Here is a 22,760-nt window from a genome sequence, read left to right as displayed (position 1 = left end):
AGTTAATTATTAGATGTTTTCAATTGAGAAAGGAGTACTAATTAAATGTAATTTGACACTGTTTATTTTGATTTTAGACACGTAATACATGTAATATTTAAGCAAATTAATAAATATTTCCACATTATGTTATAAATCAATAGTACGTTTCTGTTATTTATGACTTAATTATAAGACCATTATTTCTTAGTAATAGCCATAATCAAATTGTTAACAAATTCAATTGTTAACATTAATATTAATTATATGCACTCCAATAGAGATTATCAGAAGATTTTAAAAAATATATACAATCAATTGTTGTTCGAAGAAGATTTTGGAACAGTTGCTAGTTATATTCCAGAGTTAGCTAAAGTTTCACCTAAGAAATTAGGTGTTTATTTACAGACCAATGATGGAGAAGGGTATGCTTATGGAGATGCTATAGAAAAGTTTTCAATTCAGAGTATTTCCAAAGTATTTTCACTTTCAATTGCCTTGTCAATATTAGGACCATCATTATGGAAAAGAGTGGGAGTAGAACCATCTGGAACAGCGTTCAATTCTATTGTTCAGTTGGAATATGAAAAAGGAATTCCGAGAAACCCATTTATAAATCCAGGTGCTATTGTAATTGCTGATATTCTTGTAACCTATTTAAAGAACCCAAAACAAGATTTTTTAAATTATGTAAGATCTTTGGCAGGAGAGGATACTATTGATTACGATCTAAAAGTAGCTAATTCTGAAAAGATAACTGGGTATCGAAATGCAGCACACATTAATATGTTAAAGTCATTTGGTAATATTCAGAATGATGTAGATGAAGTACTCGATTTTTATTACCATCAATGTTCATTGTCACTTACTTGTAAAGAACTGGCCCAAGCTTTTAATGCTTTTGCTAACCAAGATAAGCCATTTTTGTATAACGGAATTACACTATCTAAAAGTCAGGTGAAACGTATGAATGCAATAATGCTGTCTTGTGGATTTTATGACGAATCTGGAGAGTTTGCATTTAGAGTAGGTTTGTCGGGTAAATCAGGTGTTGGAGGTGGAATAGCAGCTATTTTGCCAAGAGGCTTGAGTATAGCTGTTTGGAGTCCACGTCTCAATAAAAAAGGAAATTCTTATATGGGGATGAGATTCTTAGAAGAATTTACAACTGAGACAGATTTATCAATATTTTAACTCAATAGTTATTAATTAGGAGTGTGCATCATCTTATTTTTTGATGAAGAAGCTTAATATTGCACAACTACTAAAAATTATGATCTGATTATTGAACATATGATCTACTTCGAATTATTTTACAGCTTTTTCAAAATAGGACTTTTTACTTTTGGAGGAGGCTACGCAATGGTTCCTCTTTTAGAAAAAGAACTTATTGATAATAAGAAATGGCTAACGGCAGATGAGTTACTTGAAATAATGTCGATCGCCCAAATGACGCCCGGTACAATTGCTATAAATGCAGCTACTTTTGTGGGTTATAGAGAAAAGGGTTTTCTTGGCGGTTTAATGACAACTGCAGGGGTTATTGCACCTTCATACCTTGTTATTACAATAATTTATCACTTGTTTTCTCATAGTTTTGATCACCCTATTGCACAAAAAGCATTTATGGGAGCAAGAGCTTGTATTGTTGCTTTAATTGGACATTCAGTATGGAAAATGTTTAAAGGTAGTGTAACAGATAAATACGGTTTAGGAATATTCTTAATTGCTTGTGTTCTGCTTTTTGCTTTTCATTTACACCCTATTTTATTAATAATTGTTGGAGCATTAATGGGATTAAGTCTCTATGTGTTTTTTCCTAAACGTATAAAAGATTTATTAAAATAATATGGAAGCATTTACAGTAGAAGCGATACAAGAATATTTCGATTTATTTTTAGTGTTCTGCAAAATTGGCTTTTTTAGTTTTGGCGGCGGTTTAGCAATGGTACCTTTATTTGTGGTAGAATTTCAGAAACAAGGTTGGATGACACCTGATCAGTTTTTTGATGTATTATCATTAGCACAGATGACCCCAGGTGCAATTGCGGTAAATTCTGCAACATATGTTGGGAATGATGTAGGTATGGAAGTTGGTGGTAGAACAGGAGCATTAATAGGAGGCTTGTTTGCAACATCAGGTTTAGCAACTCCTTCTGTGGTTTGTATAGTAGCTTTATCTGAAATTTTAAAAAAGATAAAACATAATAAATATAAGCAGGCATTTTTCTTTGGAATTAAACCTGTAACCATAGCATTGATTTTATTTGCAGGATGGAAAATTGCAGAGAGTACCTTTTTTAGTGTAGATTTTTCTGAAGTACATTGGGGTAGTATTGTATTATGCATAATAGCAGCTGTTATTATCAAATTCTTCGAGAAGAAAGTACACCCAATAGCATTAATAGCAGTTAGTGCTCTTGTTGGGGTTGTGCTATTTTAATATTATTCTGCATTAAAGAGAATTCATTTTATATTTATGCTAAACTAAAATGGTTACTGAAATGAATTCTCGACGTACATTCTTAAAACAAGCACTAACTTCTACTTTAGGAGCAACACTTCTTCCAAACACTCTATTTTCTATGGATATTTCTTCTTCAAAGTATTTAGAAACCATTGGTTTACAATTGTGGACCATTCGTAATGAAATTATAGAAAATCCAGATAAAGTACTCAGGTTATTAAATAATTTGGGTTACAAACAGTTAGAAGGAATGAACATTCCTCAAGTAATGGACTTAAAAGAGAAAGCATCAGCCAATAATTTAGCTATTAAAAGTTCCTTTTTTCAGTGGACGTACCTTACTAATAATTGGGAGTTAGCCAATAAGAAAGGGATTAGAAAAATAGAAGGCATTAATAATTTTGATGCTTTACTAGAATTAGCACATGAAAATGGATTATCTAACCTTACATTTGGTTATTTATTTGAGGAAGAACGTTCTGTAGAACACTTTAAAAAGTGGGCAGAAGCGTTGAATATTGCAGGTGAAAAATGTAAGTCTGCAGGTATAACACTTTCTTATCATAATCATCAATTTGAATTTATTGAAGAGGATAATATAACACCTTTTGAGATTTTAGAAAATAGGTTAGACCCTTCATTTGTTAAGTTTGAATTGGATATTTTTTGGTTACGAGCGGCAGGATATGACCCTTTAAAAATGATGAGAAAGTTAGATAGTCGAGTAGACTTAATTCATCTTAAAAATATAAAATCAACCACTAATTATTTACACCAATCTATTACCAATGATCAGTTTGTAACTTTAGGAAATGGCATTATTGATATAAATAAAATAGTAAAGCAAGCTGCTAAACAAGGAGTGAAATACTGCTTTGTTGAACAGGATCATTCTGACCAACCTTTAGAGAGTATTAAAGAAAGTATTGAATGGTTAAAAAGGAATAACTGAGAATAGGTTCCTTAAAGCATTACAAAAAATAAAATATCCAATAAGTGTGTCTTTTAAAAAGCATTTGTATATTTGTGCTGCTCTCAAAATCAGCACTTTTAAATGATGAACAGACTGAACATATCAGTTACATTTTTTCTCGCAACACTCGTATTTATGCAGACCATTTATGGACCATTAGTAATGATGGATTATAAGCTACGTCAAGATTTTTATGCGAATGTATTGTGCGTGAACAAAAACAGAACAGACCTTCCGCAGGTTTGTGGAGGGCGCTGTCAATTAAAGTCAAAATTGGCTAATGCTGCTACTTCAGAATCAAGTAGCAACAATGAAAACACATTAAAAGAAGTAGTTGCAGAACCACTTTCACTTTCAATCTTTATGTTTTCAAAAGAGAGTTTACAAGGTGCTATTAATCAATTACCAGTATTAATAGACGATGAAGTGGACGATAACTACATCTTTACAATCTTCCATCCTCCTATAGTGTAATTACACTTTAAATTACGACGAATTACCATTTTCATGGTTAAAGTATTGGTATGTCTAAATTTTCATATCAGCCTTAATTTTAGGTATTTTATTTATACCTCTAAGTCGTTACACCCTTTTCTTTTTTAGTTATAAAATAATAAGGTTTCTAGGCTATTGATACGGTTTAAAAAAGCGTTTTCAAAAGTGTTAGCTCCTCGTTATGTCTAAATTATAAATGTTAATGAAAACGCATATATTAAATGCTCTTTTTCTAGTATTGAGCATAACTTCTCTTCATGCCCAAATTTTAAATTTTTCAGGAAATATAAAAGATGATTTATCAAAAGATCCATTAGTTGGAGCTATAATAATTAATCAAACAACAAGTACCTATACAGTTTCTGATAAGAGTGGAAATTATAGTCTAACTGCAAACGCTTTAGATATTATAGAAATTAAAATGCTTGGCTATACCACTTTTTCATGTGTAGCAAATGATTTAAAATCAATGATTACATTAAAACAAGATGATTATGTTTTAAATCAAGTAGTAGTTTCTGCGAGCAGAGCGGCTCAAAAAAGGGAAGAAGCTCCAATGGCAATTACATCTATTGGAACAACAATGTTAGAAGAGGCTAAACCTCAATCTTTAGAACAAGTGATAAATAAAGTGCCAGGTGTTTTAATGGCAGATTTAGGTAGTGAGCAACACATGATGGCTATTCGTCAACCTTTATCTACAAAAAGTCTATTTCTTTATTTAGAAGATGGCCTACCTATTCGTCCAACAGGTATTTTTAATCATAATGCTTTAAATGAGATGAACATGACAATGGCTCAGAATATTGAAGTGATTAGAGGTCCTGCATCTGCTTTATATGGATCGGAAGCAATTGGAGGTGCGGTCAATGTTATTACAAGAAAACCTTCTGTTGTTCCAATGGCAAAAGTACAATTAAGAGGAGATTCTTATGGATATAGAAGAATTGATGCTAATGTAGAAAGCTCAACAGATAATGGGAAATTAGGTGTTAGTGTTGGAGGTTATTCTGCAAAAAGAGAAAATGGTTATTTGGACCATAGTGATTTTAATAAATCAATTATTTCGGCAATAGTAAGTTATAAGTTGACAGAAAGTTTAAAATTTTCATCGAAGACAACTTATATGAAATATTATTCTGATATGGGATCTTCATTGGATAGTACCTCATTTTATGATAAAGATTTTACTTCACTTCATAACTTCACAAAAAGAGAAATAGAATTATGGAGATCTACGCTAACTATTGATAAAACATGGAATAAGAATAGTGAGACCACAGCGAAAGTTTTTTACAGAAAGAATAAAATGGGGCAGATTCCTAGTTATAGAATTAAAAATGATTGGACTAACCCGAATAGTGCAAAAGGAGAAGTTAACGAGAGCTCTTTTCAGAGTTATGGTACAGTAGTTCAACATAATCAAAAAATACCATCAATTAATACAACAATTAGAATTGGTGCAAGTATTGATTATAGTCCTACAACTTTTTGGGCAAATTATATTGATGTTGATAGAGATGAAAGAGGAAAGTATATAGGCTATTCTACCACAGATTCTGTTTTGACAGATTACCAAACTAATTTATTAAACACAGGCTTGTATGCACAAGTAGAGGTAAATCCAATAGATAGACTATTTATAACAGCAGGTATTCGTTCAGATCATTTTAAGTACGATTACAGTAATAATTTAGAAGAAACTGCTTTTTCGGGTGCACCAAATTCTATTAATTATTTTAATGCAATAACACCTAGACTTGGAGCTACTTATACAATGCAAAATAATTTAGGGTTTTATGCAAATTATAGTGTAGGTTTTATGCCTCCTCAAGTTTCGGAATTATATAGAGGAGTTAAAGTGCCATCGTTAGAACCTTCTTATTACACAAACTACGAAGCAGGTACTTGGTATTCTTTACCTAAAGGATTAGGCTATGTTGAAACAGCATACTATTACATGAGAGGTGAAAATGAAATAATCTCAGTAGTACAAGATGACGGATCTTATCTCAATGAAAATGCAGGGTCTACAAGGCATGAAGGAGTAGAAGCTGCTTTACATTTGAAGCCAATTTCTCAGGTTTTTGTAAGAATAGGGGGGACCTATGCAAGCCATACATTTGATCAGTTTGATACAGGTAAAGAAGATTTTTCTGGAAACACAATGGCGAATGCTCCCAATTGGATTGCGAATATGGAATTAACTTTTAAACCAGAATTTTTAAAAGGGTTTAGAACTTCGGTAGAGTTTCAGAAAGTGAGTGCCTATTATATGGATAATCAGAACACAAAAAAATACGAGGGATATCACCTTTTAAACTTACGTTTTGGTTACCAGTTTAAAGGTTTTGATACATGGGTAAATGTCATGAATTTAACAGATGAATTGTATGCTTCTAGAGTGTCTAAATCTGCTTGGGGAGAAAATTATTCTTTAGGTTCGCCACGTACTTTTCAGTTTGGGGTAGGTTATACTTTAAGTCAAAAATAAAAGAGTATGAGTTTATATAAAATACATAGGAAATTGAGTTTAGTTGCACTTTTTCCACTTCTAGCATGGACATTAAGTGGTGTAATGCATCCTTTAATGTCCAACTTAAAACCTAAAGTCAACCAACGTATAATTGTAAATCAGAATATAAAAAATACAGATAAAACGATATTGTCTGTAGCCGAAATAATGGTGCGGAATAATTGGGCTACAATACAATCTTATCGGTTTATTAATTATGATTCATCGCTTTATTATCAGTTTAAAATAGCAGGTAATAATATTTATATAAATGCCACAAATGGAGATAGATTAAAAGATGGAGATATACAATATGCTTCTTATTTGGCAGGGTTGTATTCAGATGAAGATGCTAGTAAAATCCGATCTATTACTACTCAAGAATCATTTTCTAATGAGTATGTAAAGATTGCAAGAATACTACCTGTTTATAAAGTTCAATACAGGAGAATGGATGGTTTAAGGGTATTTATTGATGTAAATTCTGATAAAATGACGTATGCCACTAACTCTATCAGAAGTGCCTTTCAAACATTTTTTCTATACGCACATAGTTGGACATTCTTAGATTTTAATCAAACGTTTCGGTTAGTAATTCTAAGTGTTTTTGTGCTCATTACTTTTTTTGCAGGAGTAACAGGTATTTTGGTTTATACTAAGTTTAGAAAAACGTATATACGTCAAAATAAATCAAGAGTGCCTTGGCAAAGACGTTTGCATAGAATATTGGGTATTGGTTTGTCTTTTACATTGTTACTTTTTGCAATGAGTGCTTTTATGCATATGCTACCAAAATATACAGCAATAGATAAAGCAATTTTTGCATCAGAAACTACTTTTACTATTGATGAAATGACTTTTAATACTAATATGATTGATAAAAACAGGATGAACCATCAACCTGTTAGAATAGAAGGAAAGGTCTATTGTCAATTTCATTATAAACAAGGTCGTGATATTATAAAAAAATATTTTGATGTTTTTTCGGGTTCAGAACTAATAGGCGGAGATAGCATTTATGCAGTGAGTTTAGCAAAACAATTTAGTGGACTAATTGCTGTAAAAAGTGTTGCTGAAATCAAAAGATTTGAAAATGAATATGGTTTTATAAATAAGCTATTGCCAGTACAAAAAGTTCAATTTTCTTATGATGGAAATCCTCGATGGTATATAGACACAACTTCAGGTTTTGTAGGTGCAATAATTGATGATAAAGCGGCTTTCTCTGGTTTTATATTTGCCTATTTTCATAAATATCATCTACTAGACTTTTTAGGAAAAGGGGTAAGAGATACAATATTGTTATTATTTGCTCTTGGTAATTTTATAGTAAGCTCATTAGGATTTTGGATGTATATAAGCACCAAAAAAGTAGTGAAAAAACAGAAAAAAAAGAACCGAGAATTAGTTTATTGATAATTAATAAAACAGCCACACTATATCACTTAGAATAGTGTGGCTGATTATTTTAAACTACTGAAGTTATTTAGTGTTTATCATGAAAAGTAGGTCTTACCAGATAAAGTAACCTACACTTACAATAAACTGTTGTGATTGTAGATCAACACCTGGGTTTGTAACAAGATTAGCACTTTGTTGATATTTAGCATCTACAGTAAACTTTTTGATGTCTACACCTAAACCAACTTGCCATCCCCAGCTAAACTCATTAGCATTTAAATCACTACTAATATCGCTGAAATTATCTTTGACAATTTGTTGTGCAACTATACCACCGTATGCTCTAGCTGTTATATTACCAATAGCCATTTTTCCACCTAAAAGAATTGGAACTTCAACTTTGTTAAGCACTAGATCTTGAGATGCATTATCAAATTCAAATGTTCCTCCAGTATTTGTATACAGAAGTTCTGTTTGAACATAGATTGGTAAATTTGGTATGTTAGCTCTTAACATTAGACCACCTTCCCAAGATTGTCTTGTATCTGAAGAGAGTCCTAGATTGTTTGAGAACCCTGACATACCTACACTACCTTTTACACCAATGTTAATTGTTTTGTCTTGAGCAAATAATGCTGAAGAAATGAACATAAAATTGAAGACGATAAATAAAATTGACTTTTTCATAAGTTTTGAAATGTGAATTATAAATAAATATTAAATGAAGGTTTCATGGTATCAAGTTTTAAAAGACAAGAGATGAACACGTTGTTTTTTCTTTTAAAAGTTTGTTACTTTTTATCCTTTCGACATTTTATTTATACGCCAAGTGTAGTGCCCTAAGAATGCTATTTATGTTCAGTTGTTATTTTTTAAATTGAATTGTAGAAATTTGCTTCTGAATTGTAATCAAAAAACTACCTGATAATTAAAGGATCAATGATAGATATTTTATTAAATAATTTCCAGGTAATTACAGTATTATTTTAGAGGTGTTTAAAAACAAAAAGTCACATGAAAATTTCCATGTGACTAATACAATCAATTAGCTGTCTAACCAATCTTTAAATGCTTTTACTCTTTCCCTACTCACTATAAGTTCCTCTGGAGTAGGTGGGTCTGTTTCAATTTGTAATCTTGAATTAAACCAAGTGTTTATTTTTTTTATAGCATCAATTTTAATTATATATTTTCGGTTAATCCTGAAAAAATGAGAAGTAGCTAACTGAGATTCAAGTGTTGAAATACTTTTATCTATTGGATATTTTTTACCATCATAAAGGTGTAGAAATGTGAGTCCTTCATCAAATCTAATAAAAGCTATTTCTTCTGTATTTACTGTTTTTAATTGCTCTCCAATGGAAACTAAAAACCGCTTTTTGATTTTCTTCTCGTTATTTTCTTGTATTTCATTCATCGAAGAAGGAGAAGAAGTAATAAATAAGTTACTATAAAGAGAAAATTTATTTAAAACTCTTTTAATATCTTCAAAATCGTATGGTTTTACAATGTAATCTATACTATTAAGTTGAAAAGATTCTAGTGCATATTCACTATATGCAGTTGTGAAAATTAACGGACTTTGCACCATTACTTGTTTGTAAATTTCGAAACAGTTACCGTCACTTAAAGAAATATCTTGAAATATTAGATCGGGCTGTATATTTGTTTTAAACCAATCTATACTGTCTTCTACAGATGAAAGTTTTGCTACAATTTCAAATGAGCTGTTGTATTGAAGAATCAACGTTTCTAAGTAATTGGCTGTAGGAAGTTCATCCTCAATGATTAAAATCTTCATGATTGATTTGAGATAAGGCTGGTAAACTAACTATAAAAAAAGTCTTATTTTTTTCGATGGTAATATTTTGATTTGCTATCAATTGATACCTTTTATTGATGTTTGATAGCCCCATTCCTGTAGAGTTTTCGTCGAGCTCTTTTTTGTCATAAGTACTACAAACCTGAATAATATTACCGTCAGAAATGATGTCTATCACTAAAGGCTTCTTTATCGAAAATTTGTTGTGTTTAACAGCGTTTTCTATTAATATTTGGATGCTAGCCGGAGGTAAAATAGTGGTTTGTAATAAATCATCAGAAAGATTGATATTCAATTGAATACTATCACCAAATCTGGTTTTTAATAAGAAGAAGTAATCTTCAACAATTTTAAGCTCTTCTTCTAAAGGAACAGTTACTCGTTTATTTTGCTCAATAATATATCGTAAAGTCTTTGATAACTTAATGATAAAATCAGATGCTAATTTTTGATCTGTATGTACCAAGCTTGATAAAACACTAAGGCTATTAAATAGGAAATGTGGTTCAATCTGTGCTTTTAAAGCCATATATTGAGACTTAAACATTTCTTTCTCTATAGTTTCAATGTTGATTTGATTCTCTTTGATTGTCATTTCTTTATCTACATTCCTATAAACAATATAGATCAGCATATAAAAAATGGTGAGCCCTGTTACTAATTCAGGATTATAAAACCTAATATCTACCCAAAGATGCCCATTATTAAATATATAGGTATCGCCCAACATATAAATAATATTTGAGGAAATACCTACAAAAAAGCCATTTAGAAAATGAACAATGATTTCGAAAGGAGTTTTAAAAGTCGCTACTTTCTTTTGAATAAATTCTGCAAAATACCAACATAGTAACCAATAAGAGGTGAATATAATGGTAAATGAAGCTCCTCTTATTGTCAGTGGAAATACTCCTCCAAAGCTATGATCGAAAGCTTTTATAAATAATTGAATTAAATAGACAATTGTTAACCTAAGTAGGAATTGATATTTTGGAGATCTATTTGAAAATATTGTAGGCATAATAATTTTATTTTTTATACTATTAATATACGATAAAACTAATACGCATTGTCGTTCACTTCCTGTAAGTTGTTGTAATTAAATTTGAATTGTAGAAACGGTACTTTGAATTGTAATTCACCTTATCTAAGTGCCTAGTAGAAGTAAAGCATTAAAATTGAGCATTATTATTACAATTTGAAGTATAATAATTATGGCTCCTAAAATCCCTTGAAAAGAAATATCCTCACCTTTAGAAGGTTTAATGTAAATCATTAATACAGACAAGAGTAGTGTTAACAGGCATGGAATGAAATATGTACTTCTTAAGTTATAGCAAACATTAAATGTGGTATGATCACTTTTTGAAACTATTGGATCTATTCTGCCAAAAATTGGCGTTTTATATACATAAAGCTCAACACCTATGTCATCTAATAACACCTGATTGGATTCTATTACAAAATTTGCTGTATTGTCTGAACGAACCAATATTCCATCATTACCAGAAAATTCAACATCATATACATAAGCAATATCAAATTGTTTAGGAAGAAAAAAATCTATAGTAAGTAATGAAGAGGTTAAAATAAAAAACGAAGAAAATAGTATTGTACCAGTGGATGTATAAGAAGGAAATTTAGCTTTAATTTTTGATAGCAAATTAGTCATTAGAGTACTTGATTTAATTAATGAAGTTTACTTTTCAAGTAAGTAAAATAAATTTAACTTATCAATCAGAAGCTCCACTTAAGACGCCAATTTATCTGTGAACCACCATCTCCATATTGAGAATCTTCATCTCCAAAGAAGAACATTCCGAATACAAGAATTTCAAAATTATCACTTAAAGATGTAGTTGCATTGCCTCCTATATAATAAGATTTATCATTACTGTTTACAATGCTATTAACGCCTAATCTTGTGAGTGGAGTTAATTGGTATTGGATCTCATTAAAAAATGCAAATCGTGATAAACTTAATGTTTTAGGCGTAAGCTGGAAAGTTGGATCAATTGCACCAATAGGAGAGGTAGCTCCTGCACTATTATAAATAGTTTCTGTGTGTAAATAAATGGAGTTTGTGAATGTATAATCTAACGAAATATCCATTACAACAGACGGGTCTTCACCAGAATAGTCTGGGTAAAAATAGGTGCCTTCTCCTTTAAAACCAGCTCCTCCTATTTGACCTTCCCAACCCCAACCAAGGTTATAATTTTCTCTAACATAACCTGCTAGAAATTGGAAATCGTATTGCCATAAGTTAGTCTTAAATAATGCAGCAGCATTGTAGTATTCAAACTCATTAGATGGAGAGAAAACTACTTCGATAGAACTCATAGGACCAAGATAGTTTCTTATTAAAATGGCATCTGCACCTGGTCGCTCTTCGTAATCAAAATCAAAAAACGAATAGGTATTAAATAAATCATTCGGATTCCATACCATAGAAACACCCCAATTAATACGTTGTCTACCTACTCTCACTTGCCAATCTCCGGCAGAATAATCAAAGTAAAAACGATCAATTTGAGAATTAATAACATAAGAATTACCAGCTGCCCAGTTGTAAGACATGTTGAATGCGTATTGTTCTTGAGAGGCAAATTCTTGATCATAATTTGGGATATATTGAGGACTAGCTCCGTAAAGCATTCTGTTTCTGCCCTCTAATGCAAGTGTAATTTTATCTGATGCATAATATTTAAAGTTTAAACGATTATGGAATAAATTATCGATATACCATTCATCGTCTAAATCTTTAGGCAGGTTTATTGTCTGCATATACTTTAAATAGCCTGACACAACAAAGTTCTCTTTAAACTTAGATGTTTTTTCTTCTTCATTATCTTCTTGTGCATAACTGAAAATAGATAATGAAAGTAATGAAAGGAGGAGGAGTAATTGCTTATTCATGTAGATAGAAAAAATAAGGCGTAGCGATGAACTACGCCCTTCTAGAATTATTTTGCATCAATGATTTTACCGTCATCAAATTGGATAACACGTTTTGCTCTGTCCATTACACGTTGATCATGAGTGGCAATAACAAAAGTGATATTTTCTTTTTCATTAAGGTGCCTCATAATATCCAATAGATCAGAAGTGGCTTTAGAATCTAAGTTTGCCGTAGGCTCATCTGCCAAAATGAGTTTTGGTTTAGAAGCTAACGCTCTAGCAACAGCAACTCTTTGTTGCTGACCTCCTGATAATTTAGTAGGAAATTGATTGCCTTTATCTGCAATACCAACTGCATTTAATAGTTCTTGAGAACGGGCTTTTCTTTCCTTTTTAGAACGTCCTTGAAGCTCCATAATAAATTCAACATTCTCCTCTGCAGTAAGTACTGGCATCAAAGAGTAATCTTGAAAAACAAAGCCAATATTATCTCTTCTGTAAGTAATCATTTCAGAAGAAGAACGGTCATGTAGGTTTGTTCCATCAATAAAAATATTACCTGATGTTGGCTTATCTAATCCTCCTAAAATATTAAGAAAAGTTGTTTTGCCACATCCGGAAGGACCAACAACAGCTGTAAATTCACCTTCTTTAATTTCCAGGTTTACATGGTTTAAGGCATGTACAGGAATTGTATTTTCGTTATATGTTTTGACTAAGTCTTTAATTTCTATCATCTCTTTATTATTTAGAATTTGAAAAGGAATAAATGGCCAATGCTATTATCCTTTGTATCTAACTGCCTCGGCAGGGTTTAACTTAATGGCTTTAAAAGCAGGAGGTAATGCAGCTACAATAGCTGTAAATAATACCATAAAGAATAATGGTATGAATGATTCTGCCGAAAGAATAGGGTAAACGATATTACTAAACCCAGCAATTGTACTTTCAGAATACTTTAAACCATGTTTTCCGTAATAGGCTATTAATGCAATAGAAGTAAGACCTCCAATACTACTACCTATTAAAGAAAGGTAAATTGTTTCTAGAACAATCATCAGAAATACCTTAGATCTTTCTAAACCTACAGCCATTAAAACACCAAGTTCTCTTGATCTTTCCCATATTGCCATCGTCATAGAATTTAAGATACCAAACCCTAAGGCAAATAAGATGATACCTAAAATAATATAACTATTTGTATTTCCAGTTTCAGCAAGAGCACTTAATTCTGGAACAATTTGCCTCCAAGTCTGAATATTTAATTGTTTATTATGAATGTCACTTTCTAAATGATCTCTTAACCCTTCTGGAGAAGAACCACCATCGATTGATGTTAAGGCAATTTCATGAATAAATTCTTGGCCTGCGTTTTTCCACATATCTTTTGATTGGGTAAAAACAACACCCTTATCAAAATCTGGAGAACTAGTAGCAAAAATACCAGCCACTCTATAAGCAGTGTTTACCATTTCTTTGTCAGGCCCCATATAAGCAATAACAATTTTAGAACGGATTTTTACTTTCAGTTTTTTAGCAAGCTCTTCACCTATTACAATCTGATTTTTTCTTTTCCCTTTAAAGTAATCTCCTTTAATTAAGAATTTTGGTAAATCTGTAACTGTAACTTCTTTCGTAGGGTTTATGCCTATAATTTTTATCCCTTGACTATCGTTGGCAGAAGAGGCCATGCCTTGTACAACAACTCTAGGAGAGCATCCTTTTGTTAAAGAATCACTCTCTGCTACTTTTACTATTGCTTGAAAATTTCTTATAGAATCGCTAAAACTATTATTAACTTCAAAGCCATTTTTATGAATTTGAACATGTGCTAACTCTGTAATCAAAGATTCTTGAATCTTAGACTCCATCATGCCATTTATTAGGGCCATTGTAAAAATACCACCTAATAAACCTACCGCAATTGAGGCGATGAGAATGCCACTTCTCATTTTGTTTCTCCAAACATTTCGCCAAGATATTTTTGTAATCATCATTGTATTTAATGTTTAAGAGTGAATTGCTTCAACTGTTTTTAATTTTGATATATAGTAGATTGGATAAATAGTACAGATCACCATAATGAAAGCCATTAAGAGTGCTTGAGGCCAAATAATATCAAAACTAGCAGTAAATCTAAGTAAGGGTTCCATTCCCATTTTTGCCATTGCATCTCCTTTTGCTCCTGTAATAGCAATAGGATGGTTTTCCATATATAATAAAATAGGGAAACCAGCTAAAATTGAAGTAGCAATACCTATTAAACCAATAAAAAGTGATTCTTGAAGTAGCATACTGTAGATTTTTCTTTTAACCATACCTACAGCTATGAGAATACCAAATTCTCTTTCTCTTTCAATTGTCATCATTAAAATAGTACTAAAAATACCAAAAGCGATAACGATGTAGAGTATATAAATCATTAATTTTCCGCCTTCTCTATCCGTATTTATAAGGTTAACCATTTCTGGAGAGAGCTCTGCCCAACTCATAACTTCAAAATCTTCTCCTGATAATTTTTTACGAATACCAGCAACTGTTTGCTCAATTTTTTGATTGTCGTTTACATTTAAAATATAAGCGTTAAGCATATTAGGAGCAGAAACAAAATATTGAACAGTCGGTAATGACATGTAGACAACCTGATTGTTCATTTGAGGATTTGGGTGCTTAATAATACCATCAATCTTGTATAATTCTGCAGCTGTAGCCCCATGGTACCCTTGACCTAAAATAGCTAATGTATCATTAACAGTTAGGCCTAAATAGTTTGACAATCCTTCGCCAATAAGAATACCTTTACTATTGTTATTGATAAATTTTCCTTTAACAATCTTACTAGATAGATTACTAAGTTGATTTTCACCTTCTGGTTCAGTTCCTACAATCATAACTCCTTTTGTAAGAGAATCTGTAGCAGCCATTCCATAAGTTTCTAACCTACCAAAAACACCTTTTACATTTTTTTCTGAAAGGATTTGATCTCGTGTTTTTTTAGAGTCAGTCATCAAATTATTAATTGATTTATCCTCCCAAAAACCTTTTTTATGCACCTGACCATATCCCATATAAAATCTTGCAGCAGTATCAATCATCTGACCATAAGACCCTTCTTGCAATGACCTCATGAGTATTGCAAGTATGACGGCGAAAAAGATAGAAGAGATACTAGTAATCGTTCTTCTCTTGCTTCTCCATAAATTTCGCCATGCTATTTTTGTAATCATTTTATTGTGATTTTAGTGTTATCTAACACGTTTCATGTTTTGTTGCGTGAAGAAGTTTGGAGAAATCTTTTGATTAAACTTTGCATCGTTCAAGATCATTACCGTTTTTTTACCTTCTTCATCTGCAGGAACCATTTCTTGACGAGTAGGGATCATTCGTCCACCTAATTCTTTAACATCATATTGATTTAGCGTATTCACTAAGTACATGTCCTCATCATAGTTTTCTACTTTTATCTGATTATAAATACCATCAGTAGTCACCCAAACTAATACCTTACCCCATACAACAGCTGCATCTTCATGAGGAATCATTTCTATTTTATAGCATTCTAAACCATTTACAGTCTCTTTGCCTAATAACTTATGGCTGTAGTCATTTACTACAGAAGACCCTTTCATCAGATCATCATTAGTAAAATCAGATCCCATCCAAGCTTGAGACATCATTGATGGAGATATTTTAATAGTACGTTCTATACTAGGTGTCCAACTCCACATCTCTTTTAATCTCTTTAAAGAAGCTGATCCTTTATCTTTTGCAGGAGATGTAATTAATACTAAAAAGTAATCTTCACCACCTAAAGACCAAGATTTCATATTCATTGTTCTAGTCCAATCTGGTCGAACAACTTTCATAGTCATATTTGTATAACTACTTTTTCCTCTTTGATGATCTTGCATCTTTTCTATGATTTCTGATGCATTTTGTCCATAAGTAAGAGAGGTTATAAAACAAAAAATAACACTAAGGATTATAGGAATTTTTTTCATCTGATTAATAGGTTACTGATTTATAAATTTGGTTATATACGTTATTAAAAATTTCATTTGGTGTATCATAGATTTGTGCAAAAGATAATACTCCTAATCCTTCTCCTGTAGCAATAATTAGTTGTGCTAAATCGGAAGGAATAATTTCTTTCTTTATTACACCTGCTTCTTGATCGTTTTTAATCACTTTTTCAATACCATTTTTAAAGTGATTAAAAAAGCCTTTACTAAATTCTTGAATTTGAGGATATTTTCGAACAGAAAATAAGGTCGTGATATAAAATTCGAATGAATTATCATGATCACTTGTAAAGTTCTCAATAGAATTTGCAGTCTCCACTTTAAGAAGATTTATAACGTCGAGTAATGACATTTCCTCAAAAGGTACTTCTATCCATGTTTCTGATTGGTTTTTCCAAAAAGACAAAAGGCACGCAATTAATAATTCATCTTTATTTTTAAAATGATGATAAAGCGCTCCTTTAGAAACTGAAGATGCTTTAACGACATCATTTAAAGAAATGTTATTCATTCCTTTTGCCTTAAATAATTGAAGTGCGACTTCAATAATATGCTCTTTTGTACTATTTGACATCTTGAATTTTTATTCTTTGATAGTCAAATATATTATAATTACTAACACATACCAACTGGTCGGTATTTGTTTTGAGGTTTACATTAAAAATAAACTGTTTTTTGATAGTAATGGAGCATTTTTTATAATGGAGTAGAAACCTTAAAATACAATAAAGCCGGTACCCATAATAATATGAGTACCGGCTTTATTCGTTATTGCAATAGATACTTAAATAAGTACTATAATTAATTTGCAGGAAAAACTGGAGCAGGTTCTTTTTTGAAAGAATTTGTATTGAATTGTTCAATTATTTTGCCATCCTTTCTTATAGTAATGTATGTTCTACTACAGTTTACTTTATAAACATGTTTTTCGATATTAATCATGAAGTTATCTTCATCTAGTTTAGAGAATTCATAACCATTAGCTGATTTAAATTCCGAAACTAAGATATCTTGATAATATATACCCATCCATTTTTTATTATGAGGTTTAACACGAATATCATGCTCATCTCTATATACTTTTAGAAGGTGCTTATCTGAATGTTTTAATTCAAAGTATTTTGGATCTATTTCAAAAAGGTATTCTCCGTCAAAAGCAAAATGATCACCTTTCTTTTTATCTTTTAAATGTAACCAAGAATAGTAATCATTTTCTATTTCATAAGATTCTTCTAGAAGAGTAGCTTCTTTAACGATCTCTTTAGAAAGATCATCTCTAGATTTTATATCTTCTACATTTTTTACACTGTGTTTATAATGATTATAGACCAAGAATGTTTCATAAGTAGAAATACCTGCTAATGCGGTAGCTTTTTCTTCTTTAACTTTTTCTTCTTCAATTTTTTCATCAGGAACTTCGGTAACCGTAATTTCCTCTTCTACAACAGTTACTACTTTTATTTGATCTTTTTTAGGTTCTGGTTCTACAAAAACAACTTCTTGTTGTTTTACAGGAGCAGAGTCTTTAGCTTTTTGAACACGACTATTAAATTGCTTGGTGTTCATGTCTTGGATATGATTTAATCTTACTGAAGAAACAATCTGTTTGCCTTTTTTTACAGCAATATACCCATCATCTGACTTATTAAATTTTAAATGAATAACATCACTTAAAGAATTAATAGCATATTCGTTTCTATTGTTATTTATGTAAGACACGATTGTAATATCTTCTGTACTTTCTAGTTTATCTATAAAAGCAAGATACTCGTCTCCTTGTTTAGTTATTAATAGGATTCCATTCCAATCTCTAGAAAAGATAGAAAAAGAACATATACCAAGAATCGTTGGTATAGAAAAAAGGAGAAATAAGTACTTTAGATTATGCTTAACACTATCTCCTGAGAAGTTATTTTTCATTGTTTTATTTAGTAGTAGTTATTTTATTTTTCCTAGGCTAAAAAATATGACCAAAAAATAAAGTTGTTAATTTAGTTAAATTTAATATAAATAATTAAATAAGTTCATTTTTTTATACAAATACAATCAATCGGTGTAGTAAAAACGCTCTTTTTGATTAAATATCCTTTTATTTAGCTTATGTAATTGAGTTTCATTTTCACGAATAACTAATAATTTTTCATCAGAAAATATAGTATAGGTGATATTTCCTGTTTTTATTTTTAGTGTATTATTATTGTATCGACTTATTGTATAAGTACTTGTAGATTTTAAAGCGGTAATCTCGTGGTTTTCAAAATAAATACCCAGCAACTTTTTGTTATAGGGTTTTATTGAAATATGATTTCTTACAAGATATCTATCAATTTCTTCTTTGTTAGTGTATTTAATATCAAAATACTTTTTATCTAACTTAATTATATATTCCCCATCAAAAGAATATGTTTCTGATCGTCTTTTATGTTCTAATAAGAGCCAACTATTATTGTCAGTTATCACATCATACTCTTGATCGAATTCTTTAGCATCTTTTTTTGTGGTTAAACTAATAGATTTCTGTTTCTTTAAATATTTAGGGTGAATAGCATGATGTATTACACCCTCAAAAAGCAAACTGTTTGATGCCGCTTTTATAGCCACATTACTTCTACTATTTGTTATGTTTAATTTTTCACTGGTATCTTCTTCAACTTCTTTTTCCTCTACAATTTCTGTGGAAGGAGTGTATACATAGTCATTTTTTCTAGGTTTTGCATTTATGGGTTTTCTTTCTTCTTTTAATGTAAATCCTTGGTTTGCACTATTCGATGCTAGAATATCGCTATTAACTCTTTTTTTAGCTTCTGTAGGTGCTTTATCTAAAGTTTTATAAGAGCGACTAGAAAACTGATATCCAATTTTCTTATCCATAGATTTCATTACTGCAACTCTTGCTAAAAGGTAATGCTGTTCTGTAGAAACGATTTCCGAAAGTTTTGTAGATGCAACAACAAACCCTAATTTTTTAACCATTATAAAGCCATTAAGATCTCCTGAAGTTTCAATAGTTAATGATCTTCCATAAAGTTTTACAGGATGTGTAATCGTCTTACCATCAACATTAGCTACAATTGTTAGGGCATCAATATCTTCTGTTTTATCAACGAAGGCAGTTATTGATGTTTCAGATTTACTTGCTAATAAGACACCATCCCAAAATGAAGGAGGAGATATATTAAATGCTGAAGCACTAACTTGAGTAAGTAGAATTAAAGATGAAATGTAAAAAAACCGTTGCAGGAGTATTGACATTATTGTAGGTAATATATGGAAATCAATTATAGTATTAACGTTTTATAATACATAACTATTGTGTTATAGTAACAAAATAGAGTAAAGAGAGGTTCGATTTTTAGTTTGCTTGACTAGTCACTTTCATACACAGTATTATATAAGTAACTACAAAAAAAAGAGATAAACTTTTAAGATGCAAAGTTTATCTCTTTTTTTTAAATGAATGTTAAAGTGGTTTTATTAATCAAATTTTGGTTTATCCTCAGGATTTTGACCAATAGCATTTGTAATTGTTTTTACTATTTCATCAACACTTGCATCTGGTGCAAATTGAATAGGATCTTTAATATGAACTTTTAATTTGGTACCTCTCTTTTTAAAGAAAAGTCCTTTTTTATCAAAAGCCCTTCTGAACCCATCAATTTCTATTGGAACAACAATAGGGTTGTAACTCTTAATTATGTTACCCGTTCCCTTTCTTACAGGGGCATATGGACTTGTAGTACCTTGAGGGAAAGTGACTAACCAACCTTGATCTAAAGCTTTTTTTATTTTTAAAGGAGCATTAATATCTGCACCTCTTTTCACATCTTTCCCTTGAGCTCTCCATGAACGTTTAACTGTAACAGCTCCAGCTAGAGAGAAAATCTTTGGAATTATGCCGCTTTGTTTCATTGTTTCTTCAGCTGCAACGTAATAAAGATTTACTCTTGGGTTAAGCATATATACAGGTAAATTGGCAACACCTTTTTTAAATCCCCATTTAGCACTTGAGAAAATATGATAAAAGGAAATTACATCTGTATAATATGTTTGGTGATTAGATATAAATAGAACATTATTATTTGGAAGATTCTTGAGCACTTCCATACCTTTTACTTCTAGATTGTTATGTAATTTTAATCGAGGGTAAGTAAGTGCTGCTAATGTTCCAATTAACATTCTTTTTAAAAAAAGGACATTACCAAAGTTATCTCTTCTTATTAATTGAAATCGTTTTTTCTTTTGATCTTTTTCTTTAACCTTATCAAACTCGTCGGTAATATTATTTTTGTTATCTGTTTCTTTATTATCTTCCATTTGTAATATTTCTAGTAAATGTAATCTCTTAGACTTTCGCAATGAGTTGCAAAAATATTCTTTATTTTATTCCTTCAATAAATTAGGTTGAATACAATTATACGAAATTATTAAACGATAAGTAGTTCTAATTTTTTGAACTTTTTTGATATCCATCACAAACCTTTGAATATAGCTTTAATTAAAGAAGTTAGTATTCATTTATTTTGGTAAAATATTCTTAAGAATTGTTTACGTATAAAAAAAACATATCAAATGATAGTGAAAATGGCTTGTTTAGACTCTTTAAGGATTTAATATCAATGTTTTAATACCTAAATACTTGTCTATGTGAATTAATAAGGTTACATTTGCAGGCATTTCGAGGGAAAAAAATATCGAAGACACAATGTACGCAATTGTAGAAATAGCAGGTCAGCAATTCAAAGTAGAAGAAAATAAATATATCTACACGCACAAATTAGACTCTGAAGAGGGTGCTGCAGTAGAATTTGAAAAAGTCCTTCTAGTAGATAACGCTGACAATGTATCAGTAGGTGCACCAACTGTAGAAGGTGCAAAAGTGACAGGTAAGGTACTTGCTCACGTAAAAGGCGAAAAAGTTATCGTCTTTAAGAAAAAGAGAAGAAAAGGATACAGAGTGAAGAACGGTCATAGACAACACTTCACAAAGGTTCTTATCGAAGGTATCTCTAACTAATTGATTTTAGAAATCGAAATTCCTAACGATAAAAAAACATGGCACACAAGAAAGGAGCGGGTAGCTCAAGAAACGGTAGAGAGTCGGAAAGTAAACGACTTGGTGTGAAAATTTTCGGAGGATCAGCTGCTAAAGCTGGTAACATCCTAGTTAGACAGCGTGGTACTCAGCACCACCCTGGTCAAAACGTAGGTATGGGAAAAGATCACACAATTTTCGCACTAGTTGACGGAACTGTACAGTTCAAGAAATCTAGATTGGGAAGATCTTTCATTTCAGTAGTTCCAACTGCTGAATAGTAATTTTGTTAATCTAACAAAGTTGCAAAAGGTTCAAACCTATTATTAATAGGTTTGGGCCTTTTTTTGTCCTTTTGTTTATAAGAAGGTACAGGAGCTAAAGAAGAAACCGAATATTATTTAAATCATTAATTAATGTTACTAACTTCTCCTATTACTGTACAATTATTTACTTTAGCGCAAAGAATTGAGTATCTTTATAAGATATTTTGCATTTCTAGAAAATCGGAAAATACTGGTTGTTATTAATGATTAAAGATTGTTCAACAGTTTGGCGTGAATGCCTTGATATAATTAAGGGTGAAATCTCAGCACAGAGCTTTCATACGTGGTTTGTTCCAATAAAACCCGTTAAACTGGAAAATAATGTCTTAACAATTGCAGTACCAAGCCCTTTTTTCTACGAATGGCTTGAAGAGTATTATGTGCACGTACTTAAAAAAGCAATTGATGCAGTATTAGGACCAACTGGAAAACTAGAATATTCTATAATGATGACTAGAAGACCTAAAAATGCACCTTTTACTGTTCAAAGAGGGCAACAGCAACAACCTCAAAATCAAGGGTATGATCAATATGGCAACTTAGGTAATAATGGAGATTTTTCTCCTAACCCTCAGAGTCAGCAACAAAATCATCCTCAACAAAATACTGGAAATGATCATGGTAGAGGAATGGGGCAGCAACAGCCTTCACAACAAAACCAAGAACCTCAGTTTCCAGAACAACAAAAGCCTCAGGTTCCACCTAATACACCACCTTCACATCCTCAATCTACTAATCAAGGTTTTCCTTCTCAGAATGATAACCAAGGTAATGAGTTTGGTGCAGATGGATATAACAACCAATTTAATCAGGAGAATAGAAATAAT

General features: G+C 31.1%; 22 protein-coding genes and 1 pseudogene. 10 read left to right on the top strand and 13 right to left on the bottom strand.

From position 1 onward, the window contains the following. Positions 1-246 precede the first annotated feature (246 nt). The 7 genes from KM029_RS08560 (at position 247) to KM029_RS08530 (ending at position 7,845) form a co-directional block, all read left to right on the top strand. A complete protein-coding gene (locus KM029_RS08560) occupies positions 247-1,173 on the top strand; it encodes a glutaminase (protein ID WP_144072888.1) in 927 nt (308 codons plus the stop codon). Between the two features lie 99 nt (positions 1,174-1,272). Next, on the top strand, positions 1,273-1,827 hold the full coding sequence (locus tag KM029_RS08555) for a chromate transporter (RefSeq protein WP_144072887.1): 555 nt from the start codon (positions 1,273-1,275) through the stop codon (positions 1,825-1,827). Between the two features lies 1 nt (position 1,828). Beyond that, positions 1,829-2,422 (top strand): chromate transporter, encoded by a 594-nt coding sequence (locus tag KM029_RS08550; RefSeq protein WP_144072886.1) that lies wholly within the window; start codon positions 1,829-1,831, stop codon positions 2,420-2,422. A 61-nt stretch (positions 2,423-2,483) separates the two neighbouring features. After that, complete coding sequence (locus KM029_RS08545) at positions 2,484-3,398, top strand: sugar phosphate isomerase/epimerase family protein (protein ID WP_158631003.1); 915 nt, start codon at positions 2,484-2,486, stop codon at positions 3,396-3,398. A 156-nt stretch (positions 3,399-3,554) separates the two neighbouring features. Continuing rightward, complete coding sequence (locus KM029_RS08540) at positions 3,555-3,893, top strand: hypothetical protein (RefSeq protein WP_144072884.1); 339 nt, start codon at positions 3,555-3,557, stop codon at positions 3,891-3,893. Between the two features lie 223 nt (positions 3,894-4,116). Further along, entirely contained in the window at positions 4,117-6,408 is a 2,292-nt protein-coding gene (locus KM029_RS08535) for a TonB-dependent receptor (RefSeq protein WP_158631002.1), read from the top strand. A 6-nt stretch (positions 6,409-6,414) separates the two neighbouring features. Continuing rightward, positions 6,415-7,845, top strand: coding sequence for a PepSY domain-containing protein (locus KM029_RS08530; protein WP_144072882.1), 1,431 nt, complete (start codon positions 6,415-6,417; stop codon positions 7,843-7,845). 96 nt (positions 7,846-7,941) lie between these two features. On the opposite strand, the gene KM029_RS08525 is transcribed toward KM029_RS08530, so the two are convergent. The 13 genes from KM029_RS08525 to KM029_RS08465 form a co-directional block, all read right to left on the bottom strand. After that, the gene (locus KM029_RS08525; RefSeq protein ID WP_144072881.1) at positions 7,942-8,517 is read right to left on the bottom strand and encodes an outer membrane beta-barrel protein; all 576 of its coding nucleotides are present in this window, start codon (positions 8,515-8,517) and stop codon (positions 7,942-7,944) included. 358 nt (positions 8,518-8,875) lie between these two features. Further along, on the bottom strand, positions 8,876-9,631 hold the full coding sequence (locus KM029_RS08520; protein WP_144072880.1) for a LytR/AlgR family response regulator transcription factor: 756 nt from the start codon (positions 9,629-9,631) through the stop codon (positions 8,876-8,878). Continuing rightward, positions 9,612-10,673 (bottom strand): sensor histidine kinase, encoded by a 1,062-nt coding sequence (locus KM029_RS08515; RefSeq protein WP_144072879.1) that lies wholly within the window; start codon positions 10,671-10,673, stop codon positions 9,612-9,614. Before KM029_RS08515 ends, KM029_RS08520 begins: the two co-directional genes overlap by 20 nt. 126 nt (positions 10,674-10,799) lie before the next feature. Continuing rightward, a complete protein-coding gene (locus KM029_RS08510) occupies positions 10,800-11,324 on the bottom strand; it encodes a hypothetical protein (protein WP_144072878.1) in 525 nt (174 codons plus the stop codon). A gap of 65 nt (positions 11,325-11,389) precedes the next feature. Then, on the bottom strand, positions 11,390-12,571 hold the full coding sequence (locus KM029_RS08505) for a hypothetical protein (protein ID WP_144072877.1): 1,182 nt from the start codon (positions 12,569-12,571) through the stop codon (positions 11,390-11,392). 47 nt (positions 12,572-12,618) lie between these two features. Continuing rightward, positions 12,619-13,290, bottom strand: coding sequence for an ABC transporter ATP-binding protein (locus KM029_RS08500; RefSeq protein WP_144072876.1), 672 nt, complete (start codon positions 13,288-13,290; stop codon positions 12,619-12,621). 45 nt (positions 13,291-13,335) lie between these two features. Further along, a complete protein-coding gene (locus tag KM029_RS08495) occupies positions 13,336-14,550 on the bottom strand; it encodes an ABC transporter permease (RefSeq protein ID WP_144072875.1) in 1,215 nt (404 codons plus the stop codon). Between the two features lie 12 nt (positions 14,551-14,562). After that, complete coding sequence (locus KM029_RS08490; protein ID WP_144072874.1) at positions 14,563-15,780, bottom strand: ABC transporter permease; 1,218 nt, start codon at positions 15,778-15,780, stop codon at positions 14,563-14,565. Between the two features lie 18 nt (positions 15,781-15,798). Beyond that, positions 15,799-16,554, bottom strand: a complete 756-nt coding sequence (locus tag KM029_RS08485; protein WP_144072873.1) for an outer membrane lipoprotein-sorting protein — start codon at positions 16,552-16,554, stop codon at positions 15,799-15,801. Positions 16,555-16,558: 4 nt separating this feature from the next. Further along, on the bottom strand, positions 16,559-17,149 hold the full coding sequence (locus tag KM029_RS08480; protein WP_144072872.1) for a TetR/AcrR family transcriptional regulator: 591 nt from the start codon (positions 17,147-17,149) through the stop codon (positions 16,559-16,561). 227 nt (positions 17,150-17,376) lie between these two features. After that, the gene (locus KM029_RS08475; RefSeq protein WP_144072871.1) at positions 17,377-18,495 is read right to left on the bottom strand and encodes a hypothetical protein; all 1,119 of its coding nucleotides are present in this window, start codon (positions 18,493-18,495) and stop codon (positions 17,377-17,379) included. Between the two features lie 126 nt (positions 18,496-18,621). Continuing rightward, positions 18,622-19,827, bottom strand: a complete 1,206-nt coding sequence (locus tag KM029_RS08470; protein ID WP_144072870.1) for a hypothetical protein — start codon at positions 19,825-19,827, stop codon at positions 18,622-18,624. A gap of 222 nt (positions 19,828-20,049) precedes the next feature. Continuing rightward, the gene (locus KM029_RS08465) at positions 20,050-20,889 is read right to left on the bottom strand and encodes a lysophospholipid acyltransferase family protein (protein WP_144072869.1); all 840 of its coding nucleotides are present in this window, start codon (positions 20,887-20,889) and stop codon (positions 20,050-20,052) included. Positions 20,890-21,277: 388 nt separating this feature from the next. Here KM029_RS08465 and rplU point away from each other — a divergent pair, with 388 nt between their 5' ends. The 3 genes and pseudogenes from rplU to KM029_RS26895 all read left to right on the top strand — a co-directional run. Beyond that, positions 21,278-21,589: a 50S ribosomal protein L21 gene (rplU, locus tag KM029_RS08460; protein ID WP_126611155.1), complete on the top strand. Its 312-nt coding sequence runs from the start codon at positions 21,278-21,280 to the stop codon at positions 21,587-21,589. Positions 21,590-21,627: 38 nt separating this feature from the next. Further along, the gene (rpmA, locus tag KM029_RS08455; RefSeq protein ID WP_126611157.1) at positions 21,628-21,888 is read left to right on the top strand and encodes a 50S ribosomal protein L27; all 261 of its coding nucleotides are present in this window, start codon (positions 21,628-21,630) and stop codon (positions 21,886-21,888) included. Between the two features lie 248 nt (positions 21,889-22,136). Next, positions 22,137-22,325, top strand: a pseudogene (locus KM029_RS26895) (DnaA N-terminal domain-containing protein); the annotation flags it as partial. Positions 22,326-22,760: the final 435 nt, after the last annotated feature.

The organism is Flammeovirga kamogawensis (genome assembly GCF_018736065.1).
GTDB classification, from domain to species: domain Bacteria; phylum Bacteroidota; class Bacteroidia; order Cytophagales; family Flammeovirgaceae; genus Flammeovirga; species Flammeovirga kamogawensis.
This window is presented reverse-complemented; position numbering and strand designations above follow the sequence as displayed.